Origin of the sequence: Affinirhizobium straminoryzae (assembly GCF_007004135.1) — a bacterium.
Classification (GTDB): domain Bacteria; phylum Pseudomonadota; class Alphaproteobacteria; order Rhizobiales; family Rhizobiaceae; genus Neorhizobium; species Neorhizobium straminoryzae.
Genome location: NZ_VJMG01000036.1, coordinates 71178 through 88599, shown reverse-complemented (window position 1 = coordinate 88599; position 17422 = coordinate 71178). Strand labels below are relative to the sequence as shown.

Sequence of the window (17422 nt, the reverse complement as noted above, 5' to 3'; positions counted from 1 at the left end):
GGTCAGTCCACCTCTTCTTCGGGGGGCTCGAGCCCCTCGGCGCGTCCCCGCATGGCCCGCAGGAAGGCCACCACCCCGTCGCGCTGCTCCGGCGTCAGCGCCTGCATGGCTTTCGATATGCGATCCGATTGCGGCTCCGACAGGGCAAGCGCCAGTTCGCGTCCGGCCAGCGTCGGATAGAGACGGCGCTGGCGGCGATCCTTGGCGCCGGCCATCTGGCGGATATAACCGCTGTCGATCAGCTGCTTCAGCACCCGGGCGAGGCTCTGCTTGGTGATCTGCAGCGTGTCGAGAAGATCGGTCACCATCATGCCGGGTTGCCGGCAGACGAAATAGACGACCCGGTGATGGGCGCGCCCCATGCCGATCTTGGCGAGGATGGCGTCCGGATCCGAGATGAAATCGCGATAGGCGAAGAAGAAGAGTTCGATCGTTTCGAAGTCGATCTTGCCTTCATCGACGGCAGGCATCGGCGGCAGCGTCTTCCTGACGGCTTTGGCGGTCGATCCCGAGGGCACCAGTCATTCCTTTCGAGCCTTCGCGCTGCCCGCCGTCCGGAGCCGGAGCGGGCGCGCCGTCCGGCCGGCTGAGGGGTCCGAACGACAGTTTTCACGAAGTCACTGATAAAGCGTGAAGCGGGCCAACAATCAACCGGATTGTGAGGCTGCTCTGCTCTCGTCCCCTGCCACTCCCGATTTTCTGTCTCGCGTCCTGCGGATCCCGCGGGCATGGCTGTTGCCGTCCTGCCGCAATCGCCGCTCCGGCTGCGGGATCTGCGGAACCTTTCCCGCGCCAGCCCGTTGCGAGGGCAACAAAACAGGAGAGATAACATGAGCTTGGCAACGCCCGCCGAACTGGCGCCGGCGCAGGCTGACCTGCCCGCATCCGGCCCTTCCCATTCCCTGCGCCCCCTTCTGGTGGCCGTTCTTGCCGCGAAGCTTGCAGTCGCGGCCGTGCTCGTGGGGTGTGCCGCCATGGCGCCGACGGTGGCGGCGGACGGGGGCTACTTCGTCTCCGACTGATTTTTTGCTGCGATGCCGCAGCGGGGACGCTATAGGAAGATCTTTCCTGTCATCACGCGAGGCATCATGGGTCAGCTCCAAGCGGGTATCATTCCAGTCACACCCTTCCAGCAGAATTGCGCAGTGCTGTTCGACAGCGACACCAAGGAAGGCGTCGTCGTTGATCCCGGCGGGGATGTGGACCGCATCGTCGCGGTCGTGCGCGAACAGGGCCTGACGATCAGGGAGATCTGGATCACGCATGGTCACATCGACCATGCCGGCGGCGCAGACGAGCTGCGCGAAGTGCTGGGTGCACCGGTCATCGGCCCCAACGAGGCCGACAAGCCGCTTCTCGACATCCTCGATACGCGCGCCGCAGCCCTTGGCTTCGACGTGCCGGCCCGCAAGCTGACCCCCGATCGCTGGCTGAACGATGGCGACGTCGTTTCCTTCGGGGAGCATCGTTTCGAGGTGCTGCATTGCCCGGGACATGCGCCCGGCCACGTGATCTTCTTCAACCGCGACATGCGCTTCATCATCATGGGCGACGTTCTGTTCAACGGTTCGATCGGCCGCACCGATCTGCCCGGCGGCAATCACCAGCAGCTGCTCGACAGCATTCGCGACAAGGTTCTCCCGCTCGGCGATGATGTCGGGTTCCTGTGTGGTCATGGTCCGGGCAGCCGCCTCGGTGACGAGCGCCGCGATAACCAGTTCCTGCGCGGTATGTGAGCACGCGCGACCGCACCCGGTTTCCCTGCTTCGGCCGCGTCAGCGCTGCGCCGATGCGGGGTGCGGGCACAAAAAAACCCGGCATCACTGCCGGGCTTCAACTCGAAATGAAAGCGGTGATCAGGCTCAGCCGGCGATCTGCAGATTGACTGCCTTGGGGCCCTTGCCGCGACGATCCGGTTCCGTGTCGAAGCTTACTTTCTGGTTTTCAGTCAGGCCGGACAGGCCGGAAGCCTGGACGGCGGAGATGTGAACGAAGATATCGGCTCCGCCCTTGTCGGGCTTGATAAAGCCGAAGCCTTTGTCCGTGTTGAAGAATTTTACAGTGCCAGTTTCGGCCATGCATCAGGTCCTTTTTCCTCTGTCCGTGTTCAGCGGCGGACAGCATCACGATATTGCCCACAAGGGGCAGGCGGCAGGCATTTCGAAAATGGAGGAAAGGGGCCCGTGTTACCGCAGGGAAAGAGATCAGGACTTGACATCATCCTTACCGCATCCCCCGCCCGGAAGTTTTGGCGCTTCCGGATCGCTTCATTATAGCTCTTCCCATGCTCGCAAATTGCCCGAACAGCCACAGAGTGCTGCGTTTATCGTAAATTGGCAAGAAAAAGTTTTCTGACGCGAATACGCAACACCGCACTGCGCTTTATCCACCCTCAAAAGGTGCGGGTTTTGCGCGAGGTGGCCTGAAGTTGCTGTTTTCTTGGGCAGTCAAGGGCGGGATGAAAGGCAAGAAAACGCCTTTTCCGCCCGTTCGTCAATCCGCCAAACGCGGGGTGCTTCGTCGTTTCAGAAGTTCCGGCACCAGTTCCACCACCAGCATAGCGGCAAAGATCAGCGCGCAGCCGGCATAGCCGGAGGCCGGCAGCGTCTCGCCGAGCAGCAACGCTCCGAAGAAGGCGCCGAACAGGGCCTCGGACGAGAGAAAGATCGCTGCCTGCGGCGCGGTGGTGTAACGCTGGCCGATGACCTGCAGCACGAAGGCAAGACCGGAAGAGACAAGTCCCACATACAGGATTTCCGCCAGCGATCCCTGGACGGCCGCAAGCGTGAGCGGTTCGAAGGCAAGACCGAGCGCGATTGCGAGGATCGCGCAGGTGGCGAACTGCGTGGCCGACAGCGCCAGTGGCCGCCCGGATCCGCTGACGAAATGGCCCGCGAGCACGATCTGCAGCGCCCAGAAGACAGCACACAGAATGCTCCAGAGATCGCCTGTGGAGATGGCCTGCAGATTGCCGCCGCTCAGCAGGAAGATGCCGACAAGGGCCATCAGTGCGACCGGCCAGATGATCCAGTGCGGAAAGCGCTGGAACAGCAGGATGGAAATGACCGGCACGAAGACGACGTAAAGCCCCGTCAGGAAGCTGGAATTGGTCACCGTCGTGGTAACGAGGCCGATCTGCTGGGTGATGGCGCCACCGAACAGGGCCGTGCCGACGAGCACGAAGCTGCCCATCTGGCGCATTGTCGGCTTCGAGCCGATCCGCTTCTGCTCGGCAAGCGCAAAGGGAAGCACGGCCAGGGCCGCGATGGCAAAGCGCAGGCCGACAAACCAGAAGGGGCCGATCTTGTCCATGGCGACCGACTGGGCAACGAATCCGCCACCCCAGATGGCGGCCGCCAGAAGAAGAACGAGATTCGCCTGCATGCGTGTCATGGGATCGTTCCTGAAGGGGAGGGCGGTCAGGTGGCCGCGTGCGGGCCTTGCAGGCGCTCCCTAACAGGGGGAGGACATGGCTTCAAGGGCAAAGCCGGCCGGTCCAGTCGGGTAGAGGGGCGGACAACCGTCGAGCCGGTGGTTGCCTGCCGCAGAAGCAGGGTCAGAAGCGGCTGATGCGCGTGTCTTCCGTCTTGCGTTGCGTTTTCGACGGCAGGTCGCGGAAGCTGAGGCGCCACAGGCCGGCGGCGGCCATTGTGAAGATGAGGGTCAATGCGCCGAACAGAACGCGCTGGTCACCGGACGAGGCGGGGCTGAACAGAAGCTGTGGTACCACCACTTCGGAAAACGTCGGCAGTTCGCCTGCCTGTGCCGTTTCCACCAGTGCCAGCATCATCACCACGCAGGCCGCAAGGGCTGCAGCGGCAATCCAGATGCTGCTGCCCAGTCTGCGAAGCCGAAGCCGGGTGGTGGCCTCCTCGTCATCCAGAAACATGGCGTCATCCTTCACGTGCTCGATCAATGACGGTCAAAAGACCCTGTGAAAGCGACGCGAGAAGGACGGGATTGGGGCAGGCACAGACATTTATTGTGGCAGAATCAAGGCGTTAACGATTTGGATACCATGAATGAGGGGACAGTTACGCCAAGTGCAGGATAAGAAAGCACTTTGTCTGAGCCGGTTTTACGGCAAGAAAGACCGCGCTGGCGGTCGTTTCGGCCTTGAAACAGGCCATTTTCTTCGACATAGAACCCTGCGGCAGGACCGAACCGGCCTGCCGTTTTCAACAGCTTCAGGATCCCAACATCATGGCCTTTCTTGCCGATGCACTTTCCCGCGTAAAGCCGTCCGCCACCATTGCCGTTTCGCAGAAAGCCCGGGAGCTGAAAGCCAAGGGCCGTGACGTGATCGGGCTGGGTGCCGGCGAGCCGGATTTCGATACGCCGGACAATGTCAAACAGGCAGCCATCGATGCGATCAATCGCGGCGAGACGAAGTACACGCCTGTTTCCGGCATTCCGCAGCTGCGCGAGGCAATTGCTGCCAAGTTCAAGCGCGAGAACGGTCTCGACTATACGCCAGCTCAGACGATTGTCGGCACGGGCGGCAAGCAGATCCTGTTCAACGCCTTCATGGCGACGCTGAACGCCGGCGACGAAGTCATCATCCCGGCACCCTACTGGGTGTCCTATCCGGAAATGGTGGCGCTGTGCGGCGGCACGCCGGTGATCGTTTCCACGACGCAGGAGAACAACTTCAAGCTCCAGGCGTCCGAACTGGAAAAGGCGATCACCCCGAAGACCAAGTGGTTTGTGTTCAACTCGCCGTCCAACCCGTCGGGCGCTGCCTACAGCCACGATGAGCTGAAGGCGCTCACCGATGTTCTCGTCAAGTATCCGCATGTCTGGGTGCTGACGGACGACATGTACGAGCACCTGACCTTCGGTGACTTCAAGTTCGTGACCCCGGTGGAAGTGGAGCCGAAGCTCTATGACCGCACGCTGACCATGAACGGCGTTTCCAAGGCCTATGCGATGACCGGCTGGCGTATCGGCTATGCGGCGGGCCCGCTGGAACTGATCAAGGCCATGGACATGATCCAGGGCCAGCAGACGTCTGGTGCCGCGTCGATTGCCCAGTGGGCGGCCGTCGAGGCGCTGAACGGCCCTCAGGATTTCGTGGCGAAGAACAAGAAGATCTTCGAAGGTCGCCGCGATCTCGTCGTGTCCATGCTGAACCAGGCCAAGGGCATTTCCTGCCCGAACCCGGAAGGCGCCTTCTACGTCTACCCGTCCTGCGCCGGTCTGATCGGCAAGACGGCGCCGTCGGGCAAGCTCATCGAGACGGACGAGGATTTTGTCACCGAGCTTCTGGAAACGGAAGGTGTCGCCGTGGTGCATGGTTCGGCCTTCGGTCTCGGCCCCAACTTCCGCATCTCCTACGCGACCTCGGAGGAGCTTCTGGAAGAAGCCTGCCGCCGCATCCAGCGTTTCTGCAATAACTGCAAGTAAGGCCTTGTTTTAACGGGTCTTGTGGGGCTCGCCGAAAGGCGGGCCCTTTTTGCATTCACTCGGAAAACCGCTCGCGATAGGCCTTCGGGCTGACGCGGATCTGCCGCAGGAAGACGCGTCGCATCGTCTCCTCCGCACCGAAACCGCAGCTGGCTGCGACGCGCGCCACGCTGACGCCCTGTTCCAGAAGCCGCCTGGCCGTTTCGAACCGCAGATCCTCCACCGCGCGGGCCGGCGTGCGCCCGGTCGCCTGCCGGTAATGGCGCGAAAAACTGCGCTCGCTCATCGCCATTCGCTCGGCGAGCACCGCAAGGGAGAGCGGGCGGTTGAGGTTCTCGACGATCCAGGCATGCAGCACATCGAACCGGCCTCCCGCATCCTGCAGGCGAAGGGCGGCACTGAACTGCGCCTGTCCGCCCGGACGCTTCATGAACACCACGAGCTGCCGGGCAATGGCAAGCGCGGTTTCGTGTCCAAGATCGTCCTCCACCAGGGCCAGCGCCAGGTCGATGCCCGCAGTGATGCCGGCCGAGGTCCAGATCGATCCGTCGCGGATGAAGATCGGATCGGTTTCCAGCCGAACCTCCGGAAAGCAGGCGGCAAATTCAGCGGCACGCTGCCAGTGGGTGGCGGCGCGCCGTCCCTTGAGAAGCCCCGCGGTGGCGAGCAGGAAGGCGCCGCTGCAGACGGACGCCGTGCGCCTTGCCCGTCGCGACCGCGCGCGGATCCAGGTGATCAGGTCCGCATCACCCATGGCCTGATTGACGCCGTAGCCGCCAGAGACGATTAGCGTGTGCAGCGCCTCATTGGGATCCGGCAGGGGAAGCGTAACGATCTGCATCCCCGATGACGTCGAGACCGGCTGTTCGCGCGCCACCACGAGGATCTCGTAGGGCGCTGGCACGCCTCGAATGCGGGCCAGATCGTTTGCTGTCGCAAAGACCTGCAGCGGCCCGGTGATGTCCAGGACCTGGCTTTTGTCGAAGGCTAGGATCTCGATACGCAGGGTCATGGCGGAAATGGAGGGATGTTTGGCAAACGCGCCACACTATTGGCCTCTATGCTTTTGGGGTCAACAGGAGTTCGATCATGGCGATTTCCATCGGCTTTCTCATCTTTCCGCAGATCCAGCAACTGGACCTGACGGGTCCTTATGAAGTGTTCACCGCCGCAGCCGGCACCCGTGTCGATCTCGTCTGGAAGACGCGCGAACCGGTGATATCCTCCACCGGCCTCGCCTTCCAGCCGAACGCCACCTTTGCCGACAGTCCGCAGCATGATGTCTTCTGCATTCCGGGCGGTGCCGGCGTAAACGCGCTGCTGGAGGATGAGGCCGTGCTGGACTTCGTGCGCCGGCAGGCGGCGGGCGCCCGTCTCGTCACGTCGGTCTGCACCGGTTCGCTGGTGCTTGGTTCAGCCGGCCTGCTGCAGGGGCGAAAGGCCGCCACCCATTGGTATGCGATGGATTTTCTGCAAGCCTTCGGGGCCGAGCCGGTCGCCGAACGTGTCGTGCGGGATGGCAATCTCATCACCGCCGGCGGCATCACCTCCGGCATCGATTTCGGCCTTGCGGTGATTGCCGAACTGCTGGGAGCTGAGGAGGCCGAAACGGTGCAGCTTGCGCTGGAATATGCGCCGGCACCGCCGTTTTCGTCGGGAACGCCGGATGCTGCGTCCGCAACGGTGCTGGCTGCCGCCCGGCAAAGGCTTTCCGGATCGCGGCAGCAGCGGGAGGCCATCCTGGCGCGCATGGCCTCCTGAGGCGCATGGCGATCAGGCCTTGGTCAGCCGGATGATGGTCGAGCTTCCACCGCCGCGCTGCTCGGTGACGGCATAGACCGCGCCATCCGGCCCCACCTTCACGTCGCGGATGCGGGCGTTGAGCGGCACGCGTTCCTCGTACGTCACGCGGTCATTCTCCATATGCAGCACGACGACGCCCTGGGAGACGAGCCCGCCGACGAGGAAGGCGCCCTTCCATTCCGGAATGGCGTTGCCGTCGTAATAGGCCATGCCGGAGGGGGCGATCACCGGATCCCAGTAGTAGACGGGCTGTTCTGTGTTTGCCATGCGCGTGATGCCCTTGCCGACGGGATCGCCGCTGTATTCCACGCCATAGGTCACCTCCGGCCAGCCGTAGTTCTTGCCGGCCTCGGGGCGGTTCAGCTCGTCACCGCCGCGCGGGCCGTGCTCCACTGTCCACAACCGGCCCCGGCCATCGATGGTGGCGGATTGCAGGTTGCGGTGGCCGAGCGACCAGATTTCCGGCTGGGCATCGCTGCGGCCGATAAAGGGATTGCCTGCCATCGGCTTGCCGTCCGCGGTGATGCGGAAGATCTTGCCGAGGCCGCTCTTCAGATCCTGCGCCTGCACGCGGGGTTCGCGGTCGGATCGCTCGCCGACGGTGACGTACAGCGCGCCATCCGGCCCGAAGGCGAGGCGCGAGCCGAAATGCTTGTTGCCGTCATAGCTCGGCATCTGACGGAAGATCACCTTGACGTCGGTCAGTCTTCCGCCGCCTTGTGCATCAGGGACCAGCCGCGCGGAGGCCACCGAGGTCCCGTTGCCGTCTTCCCGCTGTTCGGAGAAGGAAAAGAAGATGCGGCCCGACTGGCGGTAATCCGGCGCCAGCGCTATGTCCAGCAGCCCGCCCTGACCGCTTGCCAGCACCTTCGGCACACCCGCAATCGCGGGGCCCGGCTTTCCATCAGGGGACAGGATGTGCATGGCGCCCTGCTTGGCCGTCACCAGCATGCGGCCATCCGGCAGGAATTCCAGCGACCAGAGATGCGGCAGGCGTTCCGCCACCGTCTCGGCCCTGATCTTCGGCATCTGCGGCGGTTGCGGCGCGCGGGTCTGGCCGGAAAAGGCCGGCTGCTGGTTCGGCGCATTCGGCGGTTTGCGTTCGGCAGGAGGGCCGGCCTCTTGTGCAAGGGCCGGCGCGGCGAGGGCTGCGGCAAGCAGAGAACTGGCAAGGGCAAGGGTCAGGCGCGTCATGATTATCTCCCGGTCAGTGGCGAACTCGTCCCGGAGTTCGGCTCCCATGTTGCAACCCGTCCAAGGCGGCGGATCTGCAAGAGATGTAGGGTCGCCTGCGCCACACGCCCGTCGTGCCGCCGTTCAAGTTTGCTTTATCGGCGGGTGATCGCCGCTTCTGTCCACCGCAGGGCCGGTCAGAGGCCGATCATGGTCAGCATCAGGAAGGTGGCGAACAGCACGAAATGCGTCATGCCCTCGATCGCATTGGTTTCGCCGTCGTTGAGGTTGATGGCGGCGGCAATCAGCGTGATCGCCACCATCACCGTCTGCACCGGCGTCATGGCCATCACGAAGGGCTGGCCGGTATAGAGCGCGATCGCCTCCATCACCGGTACCGTCAGGATGACGGTCGAAAGCGAGGCGCCCATGGCGATGTTGACGACCGACTGCATGCGGTTGCGCAGCGCTGCCCTCAGTGCGGTCAGGATTTCCGGCGCCGCGGAAATCGCCGCGACGATGACGGCCATCAGCGCCGGCGGCGCGCCGCTTCCCTTCAGTCCCGCCTTGATGAAGGCGGACATGAATTCCGCCAGCACGCCGATCAGCACGACGCCGATCAGGATGATGGCGATGGCGGCGGTGGTGGAGCCTTCTCCGGTCCCCCCGGTGGCGGGCCTTGCGGCTGTTGCCTGCGGTTTCGGCCGCGGATAGCTGTAGGAGAAGAAATAGCTGTGCGGCCCCACCTGCATGCGCAGGAAGAGGCCATAGAGCGCGATCATCGCGACGATGGTGAAGGCGGAGTAATAGTGCCAGCGATCGCTCGGCACGAATTCCGGCACCACCATGGAAATGCCCATGGCCGTCAGGATCATCACGCCATAGGTCTTGCCGGAATTGTCGTTGTAGGGTTGTTCTCCGTGCCGCAGGCCGCCGAGCAGCGCGGCAAGACCGAGAATGCCGTTAATGTCGAGCATGACGGCGGAATAGATCGTGTCGCGCACCAGCGTCGGGGATTCGCTGTCATTCATCAGGATGGCAAGGATCAGCACCTCGACGGCCACGGCCGACAGCGTGAGGATCATGGTGCCATAGGGGTCGCCGACCTTGTGTGCCAGCACTTCCGCATGATGCGCCACCCGCGTGGAGGTGAGCACGATGACGACAATCAGCAGGACGGCGCCGCCGAGCGCTGCCAGCTTGCCCGCCTCCAGGATCGCGTGCTCGGTGAAGAGAGTGAGCACGGCCAGCAGAAGTGCGACCAGAAGAAACTTTTCTCGGCTGAGGAGTGATGGCATGCTCTGAAACGGCTCCTGCTTGTGTGGGAGCAATCTATGGCGATGCCCGGAGCGATCAAGCCGGCATCCGGCCTGTTCCTGCGTCACGCCGCTGCCGCCGAACCGTTTCCGTTGCCTCTGCCGACAGGACTGCCGACGGAACCGAAGCCCGTTGTTTCGAATTCCGTCCGTGGATCAATGGATAACTGAAGGACAGACAGGAGGAAAACCATGACCAAGGTGATCTACAAGGTGGTGCAGCATGATGGCGGCTGGGCCTACCGGATGGGCGATGTCTATTCCGAAACCTTCCCGAGCCATGGCGATGCGCTGGCGGCGGCCCGTATTGTTGCTGCCGAACAGCAGGTGGGCGGCGATCCCGAGGAAATCAGCTGGCAGGATGCGGACGGCAACTGGCACGTGGAATACAGCGATGGCGGCGACCGCCCCGAGGCAGAAGTCGACGACGCGGATTATGCGGCGCGCGCCGTGCGTCACTGAAAGATCCCGGCCTCGCCGCATCCAGCCGCAAGCGACCGTCCCCGTTCCCTCAGGGTAACGGGGCGGCTTCGTCCATGGCTGCGATCGGTTGTTCGCTGACGGTGGAAGGGACCGGCTTCGGCGCCTTGCCGAGGATCTGGCGTGCACCCTTTTTCGAGAATGGCTGCACCAGCTGGCCGATGAAATGCGGCGACACGCGCCCGGTGATACCGATATCGGTCGAGGGTTCGCGGGGTGGGTTGAAATAGGTGCCGAAGATCTGGTCCCAGAGAACGAGGTTTTCGCCGTAATTGGTGTTACCCTCGGCAATCACCTTGGAATGGTGCCAGCGGTGCAGGCGCGGCGTGCTGAAGATGTAATCGAGAAGGCCGGTGCTGACCGCGATGTTGCAGTGGGTGAGCAGGCCGACAAAGGCCGTCACCGCGCCGATCCACAGGAAGACCGGCAGCGGCGCGCCGATCAGATAGAGCGGGATCTGGCTGAGCGCGATCTTGAATCCGGAATCGATGAAGTGGAAGCGCCCGGTATTGACCACCCAAAGCCGGCTGACACTGTGATGCAGCGCATGGAAGCGCCAGAGGAACAGGTTTTCATGCGCGATGCGGTGGGCGGCATAAAGGCCGAACTCGGCGACGATCAGTCCGAGCACCACCTGCAGCACCATCGGCGCATGCTGGGGCCACAGATCGAACTGCGGCTCGGTCAGCGGCTGCACGATGCTGGCTATACCCATCGGCAGCGAGGCGCCGATCGCGGCAAACACCTGCACCGCGCCCTTGCTCAGCAGCGTATGGGCGACATTGTTGAAGGTTTCGCCATCGGCCTGCAGCCATTCGTTCTCGTAGGGCATCAGGCGTTCAGCAAGCGCAATCAGCGCCACCACCGAGAGATAGACCACATTGAACCAGAAGAGCGGGCTGGAGGACTGGAAGGCGAAATAGGTGCCGATCAGACCGCCGGCCAGGAAAGCCGGCCAAAGGGCACGGGCAGCGAAAGCATGAATCACGAGACGCCTCGATCCGGCTGTTGCCAATGACGCCTGTATAGCCGCGGCGGGCGGGCGTCGTCTACCGGCTTGAGGGAGCCGAGACATAGTCCTGCAACCCTTCGACAAGGGCATCGAAGGTGGCGCGGCAGCGTGGCGACGTCTTCAGGTCTTCGTGCATGGCCACCCAACTGGGGAGCGGATAGCGGACCTCTGGCAAGACACGCTGCAGCCGGGGCTCGCGTTCCGCCAGCCGTGTCTGACAAAAGCCGATGCCAGCGCCGGCACGGATGGCGGCAAGCTGGGCCAGATTGTTGTCGGTGCGGTAATGCCAGCCGATTTCCTCCACGGTGGAAAAGCCGGGATTAAGGCGCCGCATTTCGGCCGCCGCCATGCGCACGAAGGCCGTCTGCCGGTCGAACCCGATCATGCGGTGGAGGGAAAGGTCGGCAAACGTTTCCGGCGTTCCCGCCTGCGTCAGGTAGTCGGGATGCGCGTAAAGACCGAGTTCGATCTCGCCGATGGAGCGCACCACCAGTGCATCCTGCACGGGCCGTGTCATGCGCACGGCCACATCCGCCTCCCGATGCAGAAGGTCCTCGACCTGATCGGAGAGCGACAATTCCACCACCAGACCGGGATGGGCGGCCTGCAGGCGGGCCAGGATCGGCGGAAGCACCTCCACCCCGATGACGTCGCTTGCCGTGATACGCACCACCCCTTCCACGCGCTCCGTGGCGCCGGAGACCTGTCGCAGAAGGGCGGCGGCGGTCGTTGCGAGACTTTCCGCGTAGGGGCGGATTTCAAGCGCCGCATCCGTCGGCATCAGCCCCTGCGGGGAGCGGGTAAACAGCGTGCGGCGCAGCAGCCGTTCCAGTTCATCCACGTGGCGGCCGGCCGTCGGCTGGGTCAGCCCCAGGTCCCGCGCGGCGCCCGACAGCGAGCCTGTGCGGCAGACGGCAAGAAAGGTGCGGTAGAGGCTCCAGTCGGGGTCATTCATTTTTGAATGATTGCTCCACATGTTTCGGCAATTTTGTATAGCGCCGTTTGCGCGGATACTCCAGCCATCGAAACACAAGGCACAACACAAGGAGTTGCCGCCATGCAGAACCAGATCGCATTGTCCCAGACCGAACAGCCGCTGGCACTGGTGCTCGGCGCCACCGGCGGCATTGGTGGCGCGGTGGCCCGCCGTCTGCTGCAGGAGGGCTGGCGCATCCGCGCCCTGAACCGCAAGGCGGCGGAGGCCGCAGCCAGGGAACCTTCCTTTGACTGGAGACAGGGTGACGCCATGGATGCCGAAGCGGTGCGCTCTGCCGCGCAGGGTGCGCGCCTCATCGTTCATGCGGTCAATCCGCCCGGCTACCGCGACTGGGACAAGCTGGTGATGCCGATGCTGGAAAACACGATTGCCGCCGCTCGTGAAAACGGGGCGCGCATCCTGCTGCCCGGCACCGTCTACAATTATGGTCCGGGCAGTTTTCCGCTGATTGCGGAAACAAGCCCGCAGAAGCCGCTGACGCGAAAGGGCACCATCCGCGTGCAGATGGAGCAGCGGCTGCAGGCTGCGGCGAAAGAGGGCGTGCCGGTGCTGATCGTTCGTGCCGGCGATTTCTTCGGCCCCGGGTCTGCCAACAGCTGGTTTGCGCAAGGCGTGGTCAAGCCGGGAATGCCGCTGCGCTCGGTCGGCTTCGTTGCCCGCCCCGGCATCGGCCACCAGTGGGCCTATCTGCCCGATGTCGCCGAAACCATGGTGCGTCTGCTGTCGATGCCGGACCGGCTCGGTTCCTTCGAGACCTTCCACATGGACGGGGTGTGGGATCACAGCGGCGTGCAGATGGCCGAGGCCATCGAGCGGGTTGTCGGGCATCCGCTCTCGCATCGGCGCTTCCCCTGGTGGGCGGTGGTGCTGGCCAGTCCCTTCGTGCCGCTGTTCCGCGAGGTGCTGGAAATGCGCTATCTCTGGCAACGCCCGGTGCGGCTTTCCAATGCAAAGCTGCGTGCCTTTCTCGGGGCCGAGCCGCAGACCCCGCTCGATGATGCCCTTCGCGCCACCCTGCGCGACCTTGGATGCCTTCCGGATGAGACCCATGGCAGGGCCGAGGGCCGGACGCGTGCGGGCAAGCCCGTTGCCGGCCCGGTCTGAGGGCCGCCGGTTCCCGAAACATGAAGAGGCCCGCCTTGAGGGCGGGCCTCCGTGAGACAAATGTCAGGTCGGGTTTATTCGGCGGCGTCGAGTGCCGGATAATCCGTATAGCCTTCCGCGCCACCGCCATAGAGGGTCTGCGGATTGATGGTGTTCCAGGCCGCGCCATCGCGGATGCGGCGCACCAGATCCGGATTGGCGATAAACGGCTTGCCGAAGGAGACGAGGTCCGCCTTGCCGCTGGCCACGGCTTCGGCAGCACTCTCTGCCGTATAGCCGTTGTTCAGCATCCAGGCGCCCCTGCCGCCGGCCGCAACATAGGCCTGCTTGAAGGCGTCGTAATCGAAGCGGGTGCCTTCGTACTGATGATCGCGGGGACCGCCGGTGGCGCCTTCGATGACATGGATGAAGGCGAGGTTGCGAGTGGCGAGTGCTTCCACAACCGCATTGAACACGGCCTGCGGATTGCTGTCGCTGACATCATTGGCGGGCGTGGTGGGCGACAGGCGGATGCCCGTCCTGCCGGCGCCGATTTCCTGTGCGACGGCATCGACCACTTCGAGCGTCAGGCGGATGCGGTTCTCGATCGAGCCGCCATAGGCATCCTCGCGCTTGTTGGCGCCATCCTTCATGAACTGGTCGAGCAGATAGCCGTTGGCGGCGTGGATCTCGACGCCGTCAAAGCCGGCATCCACGGCACCGCGTGCAGCCTTGCGAAAATCCTCGACGATGCCCGGCAGTTCGGCAAGCTCCAGCGCCCGCGGCGTGGAGGTTTCGGCAAACCCGCCGGTGCCGTCTGCATTGATGATATAGGTCTTGGACTTGGCGGCAATCGCTGACGGGGCTACCGGCGCCTGGCCGTTCGGCTGCAGCGAGACATGCGAGACGCGGCCGACATGCCAGAGCTGGGCGACGATCCTGCCGCCGCGCGCATGCACGGTATCGGTGATCTTCTTCCAGCCCGCCAGCGCTTCCGGCAGATAGAGGCCGGGCACATCGGCATAACCCTGGCCCTGCTGCGTGATGGCGGTGCCTTCCGAGACGATCAGTCCTGCCGTGGCGCGCTGGTCGTAATAGACGACGTTGAGGTCGTTCGGGATCGCCTTCGGCGAGCGGTTGCGGGTGAGCGGGGCCATGACCACGCGATTTTTCAGCGAAAGATCGCCAAATGTGACCTCATCGAACAATGTCGGCATGGGATATCCTCTTTCTGGATGTCTTGGGAGTGAATGGGGAGTGAATGGGGAGGCGCGGGAGGACGGGTGAGGCAATGAAGCGCTCAGAGCGTCTCTCCCAAATGGGTCAGAAACTGGCGGATCATCTCCTCGTCACGCTGGTAGAAGGTCCACTGTCCGACCTTGGTGGTCTTGACCAGCCCTGCCTTTTCCAGAGTCGACAGATGCGCAGACACCGTGGACTGGGAGAGACCGCAGCGCTTCTCGAACTGGTTGGCGCAGATCCCCATGTCGAGCGGGTGCGCCTGGGAGGAAAAGTGGGCCTCGGGCTGCCGCATCCATTCGAGGAATTCCACGCGCGCCGGATGCGAGAGAGCTTTCAGGATTTCGGTCTTGTCCATGCTGCGATCCTTCGGAAACGGTCTTAAATCGCTTCTGAACGATATATGGATCGTGTTTTTCCGATTTAAAGGGGGTCGTGCTGCTAAGCAAAAAAAAGGCCCCGGAATGCCCGAGGCCTGAAGTGTGAAGGTTAAAAAACCTCCAGAGGGGAACAGCCGGCGCAGGGCAACGAGGGGATGTCGCCAGGACGCACCAGCTACCTTCAATATGGGTGGGATCATCTCGCGCGACAAGAGGCGCAGGCGGTTCTCTCAACGAATTTTGGGAGTTACGGGCAACAGCCCGTTAAAAAAAGAGGGCCACCGGATTGCTCCAGGGCCCTTATAAGTGTGAAGGTCAAAAAACCTCCAGAGGGGAACAGCTGCTGCGGTGGAACTGGGAGGAAAAGCCACCATGTGCATCAGCTGTGTGCGATATGGTGCTTTCTTGTGCAGTGAACAATGCATTTTTGTGCAACGCAGCCATGCGGATCGCGCAATGCTATGCGAAATAACTTTCTGCCGCTGCCCATCATGCAGGCCAAGCCCCCGAATTCGTTGACAAAACGCAGGTCGCACGGGCAGCGTAGGGTCGCTCAGAAATTCCAGTTGCGCGCCTTGGCCACGATGAAGTCGCGGAAAACCTTCAGCTTGGCTGCATTCTTCATCTCGTCCGGATAGCAGAAATAGGTATCGAAGGACGGAATGTCGGCATTGATGGCCAGCTGAATCAGCCCTGGATCGCGCCCGACGATGTAATCCGGCAGCACGGCGATGCCGATTCCGAGCAGGCAGGCCCGTTTGATCGAGGTCTGGCTGTTGATCTGCAGGTGCGGCAGGCGCGGATTATCGGAATTGCGCCCGGCATATTCCAGCCAGTTGACGTCGAGCAGATAGTTCGGCGCCGGCTCGCCGAAGGTGATGATGCGGTGGTTGTCGAGATCCTCGATCGTCTGCGGCTCGCCGAAGCGGTTGATGTAGGAGGGCGCCGCGTAGACGTGCATGTGCACGGTAAACAGCTTGCGCTGGATGAGGTCCGATTGCTGCGGCTGGCGCAGGCGGATCGCGCAATCCGCATGGCGCATGTTCACGTCCAGCTCCTCGTTGTCGAGGATCAGCTGGATCGACATTTCCGGATAGAGCTGCAGGAACTCCTGCACCTTGTCGGTCAGCCAGCCCTGGCCGAGACCGACCGTGGTGGTGACGCGCAGCTTGCCGCTCGGCTTCTCCGTCGTCTCCGTCAGCTGCACCTTGACGCTTTCGAGCTTCAGCAGCACGTCATGGGCGGTGCGATAGAGAAGCTCGCCCTGTTCCGTCAGGATGAGGCCGCGCGCATGGCGATGGAAGAGCTTGACGCCCACATCCTGTTCCAGCGCGCTGACCTGACGGCTGATGGCCGACTGGGACAGGTGGAGCTTGTCGGCTGCGTGGGTAAACGAGCCGGCCTCCGCCGCCGCGTGAAAAATGCGCAATTTGTCCCAGTCGAGTGGCACGCCCATTGTTACTCCGCTGCTTCGGCCACGGGCTGGATGCCCGCGAGATAGCGTTCCGCTTCAAGCGCTGCCATGCAGCCCATGCCGGCCGCGGTGATGGCCTGGCGGAAGGTGTCGTCGGTCACGTCGCCGGCGGCAAACACGCCGGGAATGTTCGTCGCCGTCGAATCCGGCGCCGTCCACATATAGCCATTGTCCTTCAGCCGGACCTGTCCCTTGAACAGTTCGGTTGCCGGCGCATGGCCGATTGCCACGAAGACGCCGTGGGTAGCGCGCTCGGTGATCTCGCCGGTCAGCGTGTTGCGCAGCTTCACGCCGTTGACCGACGGCGGCATCGGCGGCTTTGCCGGCTCGCCGGTGATCTCGGCCACTTCGCTGTTCCAGACGACCTCGACATTCGGGCGCTGGAACAGGCGCTCCTGCAGGATCTTTTCCGAACGGAAGCTGTCGCGGCGATGCACGACGGTCACCGATTTCGCGATATTGGAGAGATAGAGCGCTTCCTCGACGGCGGAATTTCCGCCGCCGACCACAATGACATCGCGGTTGCGATAGAAGAAGCCGTCGCAGGTGGCGCAGGCGGAGACGCCAAAGCCCTGGAAATGCTGCTCGCTCTCGATGCCGAGCCACTTGGCCTTGGCACCGGTTGCGATGATCAGCGTATCGGCGGTCCAGACCTGGCCGGAGTCGGTGCGGATGATGAAGGGGCGCTGCGCCAGCTGCACTTCGGTCACGAGATCGTTGACGATCTCCGCGCCCACATGCTTTGCCTGCTTCAGCATCTGGTCCATCAGCCAGGGACCCTGGATCGGATCGGCAAAGCCCGGATAGTTCTCCACATCGGTGGTGATCATCAGCTGACCGCCCTGTTCCATGCCGGCGATCAGCACCGGCTTCAGCATGGCGCGGGCGGCATAGATGGCGGCCGTATAACCGGCCGGGCCGGAGCCGATGATGAGAACGTGGGCATGGCGGGCAGACATTGCAGTTTTCCTTTCAGCTGGCATCGCGCGCGCGTGCAACTTGCCGTGCAGGCGCAAGCGTTCGACGCCTTTCACGCTCATTTATGAACGTTCCATGCGC

Annotated in this window: 19 protein-coding genes; 6 read left to right on the top strand and 13 right to left on the bottom strand. The window is 63.2% G+C overall.

What is annotated here, in order from left to right:
* Window positions 1–2: 2 nt before the first annotated feature.
* Window positions 3–470 (bottom strand): MarR family winged helix-turn-helix transcriptional regulator, encoded by a 468-nt coding sequence (locus tag FNA46_RS13870; RefSeq protein WP_143125798.1) that lies wholly within the window; start codon window positions 468–470, stop codon window positions 3–5.
* 360 nt (window positions 471–830) lie between these two features.
* On the opposite strand from FNA46_RS13870, the gene FNA46_RS13865 reads away from it, so the two are divergent.
* Entirely contained in the window at window positions 831–1022 is a 192-nt protein-coding gene (locus FNA46_RS13865; RefSeq protein ID WP_143125797.1) for a hypothetical protein, read from the top strand.
* A gap of 66 nt (window positions 1023–1088) precedes the next feature.
* Window positions 1089–1736, top strand: coding sequence for an MBL fold metallo-hydrolase (locus FNA46_RS13860; protein WP_143125796.1), 648 nt, complete (start codon window positions 1089–1091; stop codon window positions 1734–1736).
* A gap of 126 nt (window positions 1737–1862) precedes the next feature.
* Here FNA46_RS13860 and FNA46_RS13855 read toward each other — a convergent pair whose 3' ends face one another.
* The 3 genes from FNA46_RS13855 to FNA46_RS13845 form a co-directional block, all read right to left on the bottom strand.
* Window positions 1863–2078, bottom strand: a complete 216-nt coding sequence (locus tag FNA46_RS13855; protein WP_143125795.1) for a cold-shock protein — start codon at window positions 2076–2078, stop codon at window positions 1863–1865.
* A gap of 415 nt (window positions 2079–2493) precedes the next feature.
* Window positions 2494–3393: a DMT family transporter gene (locus FNA46_RS13850; protein ID WP_143125794.1), complete on the bottom strand. Its 900-nt coding sequence runs from the start codon at window positions 3391–3393 to the stop codon at window positions 2494–2496.
* A 163-nt stretch (window positions 3394–3556) separates the two neighbouring features.
* The gene (locus FNA46_RS13845; protein ID WP_143125793.1) at window positions 3557–3889 is read right to left on the bottom strand and encodes a hypothetical protein; all 333 of its coding nucleotides are present in this window, start codon (window positions 3887–3889) and stop codon (window positions 3557–3559) included.
* A 314-nt stretch (window positions 3890–4203) separates the two neighbouring features.
* Between FNA46_RS13845 and FNA46_RS13840 the strand changes: the two genes are divergently transcribed.
* A complete protein-coding gene (locus FNA46_RS13840) occupies window positions 4204–5406 on the top strand; it encodes a pyridoxal phosphate-dependent aminotransferase (RefSeq protein ID WP_143125792.1) in 1203 nt (400 codons plus the stop codon).
* 55 nt (window positions 5407–5461) lie between these two features.
* Here the strand turns inward: FNA46_RS13840 and FNA46_RS13835 are convergent, their stop codons facing one another.
* The gene (locus FNA46_RS13835) at window positions 5462–6418 is read right to left on the bottom strand and encodes a GlxA family transcriptional regulator (protein WP_143125791.1); all 957 of its coding nucleotides are present in this window, start codon (window positions 6416–6418) and stop codon (window positions 5462–5464) included.
* 77 nt (window positions 6419–6495) lie between these two features.
* Here FNA46_RS13835 and FNA46_RS13830 point away from each other — a divergent pair, with 77 nt between their 5' ends.
* Window positions 6496–7167: a DJ-1/PfpI family protein gene (locus tag FNA46_RS13830; RefSeq protein WP_143125790.1), complete on the top strand. Its 672-nt coding sequence runs from the start codon at window positions 6496–6498 to the stop codon at window positions 7165–7167.
* A 12-nt stretch (window positions 7168–7179) separates the two neighbouring features.
* Here FNA46_RS13830 and FNA46_RS13825 read toward each other — a convergent pair whose 3' ends face one another.
* Both FNA46_RS13825 and FNA46_RS13820 read right to left on the bottom strand, forming a co-directional pair.
* Window positions 7180–8403 carry a PQQ-dependent sugar dehydrogenase gene (locus FNA46_RS13825; RefSeq protein ID WP_143125789.1) on the bottom strand — a complete coding sequence of 408 codons (1224 nt, stop codon included), beginning with the start codon at window positions 8401–8403 and terminating at the stop codon, window positions 7180–7182.
* A 176-nt stretch (window positions 8404–8579) separates the two neighbouring features.
* Window positions 8580–9680, bottom strand: coding sequence for a calcium:cation antiporter (locus tag FNA46_RS13820; RefSeq protein ID WP_143125788.1), 1101 nt, complete (start codon window positions 9678–9680; stop codon window positions 8580–8582).
* 210 nt (window positions 9681–9890) lie between these two features.
* Here FNA46_RS13820 and FNA46_RS13815 point away from each other — a divergent pair, with 210 nt between their 5' ends.
* A complete protein-coding gene (locus FNA46_RS13815; RefSeq protein ID WP_143125787.1) occupies window positions 9891–10160 on the top strand; it encodes a DUF2188 domain-containing protein in 270 nt (89 codons plus the stop codon).
* Between the two features lie 49 nt (window positions 10161–10209).
* Here the strand turns inward: FNA46_RS13815 and olsE are convergent, their stop codons facing one another.
* Together olsE and FNA46_RS13805 are read right to left on the bottom strand one after the other, a co-directional pair.
* A complete protein-coding gene (gene olsE, locus FNA46_RS13810; RefSeq protein WP_246103083.1) occupies window positions 10210–11166 on the bottom strand; it encodes an ornithine lipid hydroxylase OlsE in 957 nt (318 codons plus the stop codon).
* A 61-nt stretch (window positions 11167–11227) separates the two neighbouring features.
* The gene (locus tag FNA46_RS13805) at window positions 11228–12145 is read right to left on the bottom strand and encodes a LysR family transcriptional regulator (protein WP_143125785.1); all 918 of its coding nucleotides are present in this window, start codon (window positions 12143–12145) and stop codon (window positions 11228–11230) included.
* A gap of 102 nt (window positions 12146–12247) precedes the next feature.
* On the opposite strand from FNA46_RS13805, the gene FNA46_RS13800 reads away from it, so the two are divergent.
* Window positions 12248–13291, top strand: coding sequence for an NAD-dependent epimerase/dehydratase family protein (locus tag FNA46_RS13800; protein ID WP_143125784.1), 1044 nt, complete (start codon window positions 12248–12250; stop codon window positions 13289–13291).
* A gap of 74 nt (window positions 13292–13365) precedes the next feature.
* Here the strand turns inward: FNA46_RS13800 and FNA46_RS13795 are convergent, their stop codons facing one another.
* The 4 genes from FNA46_RS13795 to trxB all read right to left on the bottom strand — a co-directional run bounded on the left by FNA46_RS13795 (window position 13366) and on the right by trxB (window position 17322).
* Window positions 13366–14487, bottom strand: a complete 1122-nt coding sequence (locus tag FNA46_RS13795) for an alkene reductase (protein WP_143125783.1) — start codon at window positions 14485–14487, stop codon at window positions 13366–13368.
* Window positions 14488–14570: 83 nt separating this feature from the next.
* Window positions 14571–14867 (bottom strand): ArsR/SmtB family transcription factor, encoded by a 297-nt coding sequence (locus FNA46_RS13790; RefSeq protein ID WP_143125782.1) that lies wholly within the window; start codon window positions 14865–14867, stop codon window positions 14571–14573.
* Between the two features lie 575 nt (window positions 14868–15442).
* Window positions 15443–16339 (bottom strand): LysR family transcriptional regulator VtlR, encoded by an 897-nt coding sequence (locus tag FNA46_RS13785; RefSeq protein ID WP_342782392.1) that lies wholly within the window; start codon window positions 16337–16339, stop codon window positions 15443–15445.
* A gap of 8 nt (window positions 16340–16347) precedes the next feature.
* Window positions 16348–17322: a thioredoxin-disulfide reductase gene (trxB, locus tag FNA46_RS13780; RefSeq protein ID WP_143125780.1), complete on the bottom strand. Its 975-nt coding sequence runs from the start codon at window positions 17320–17322 to the stop codon at window positions 16348–16350.
* Between the last annotated feature and the right edge of the window lie 100 nt (window positions 17323–17422).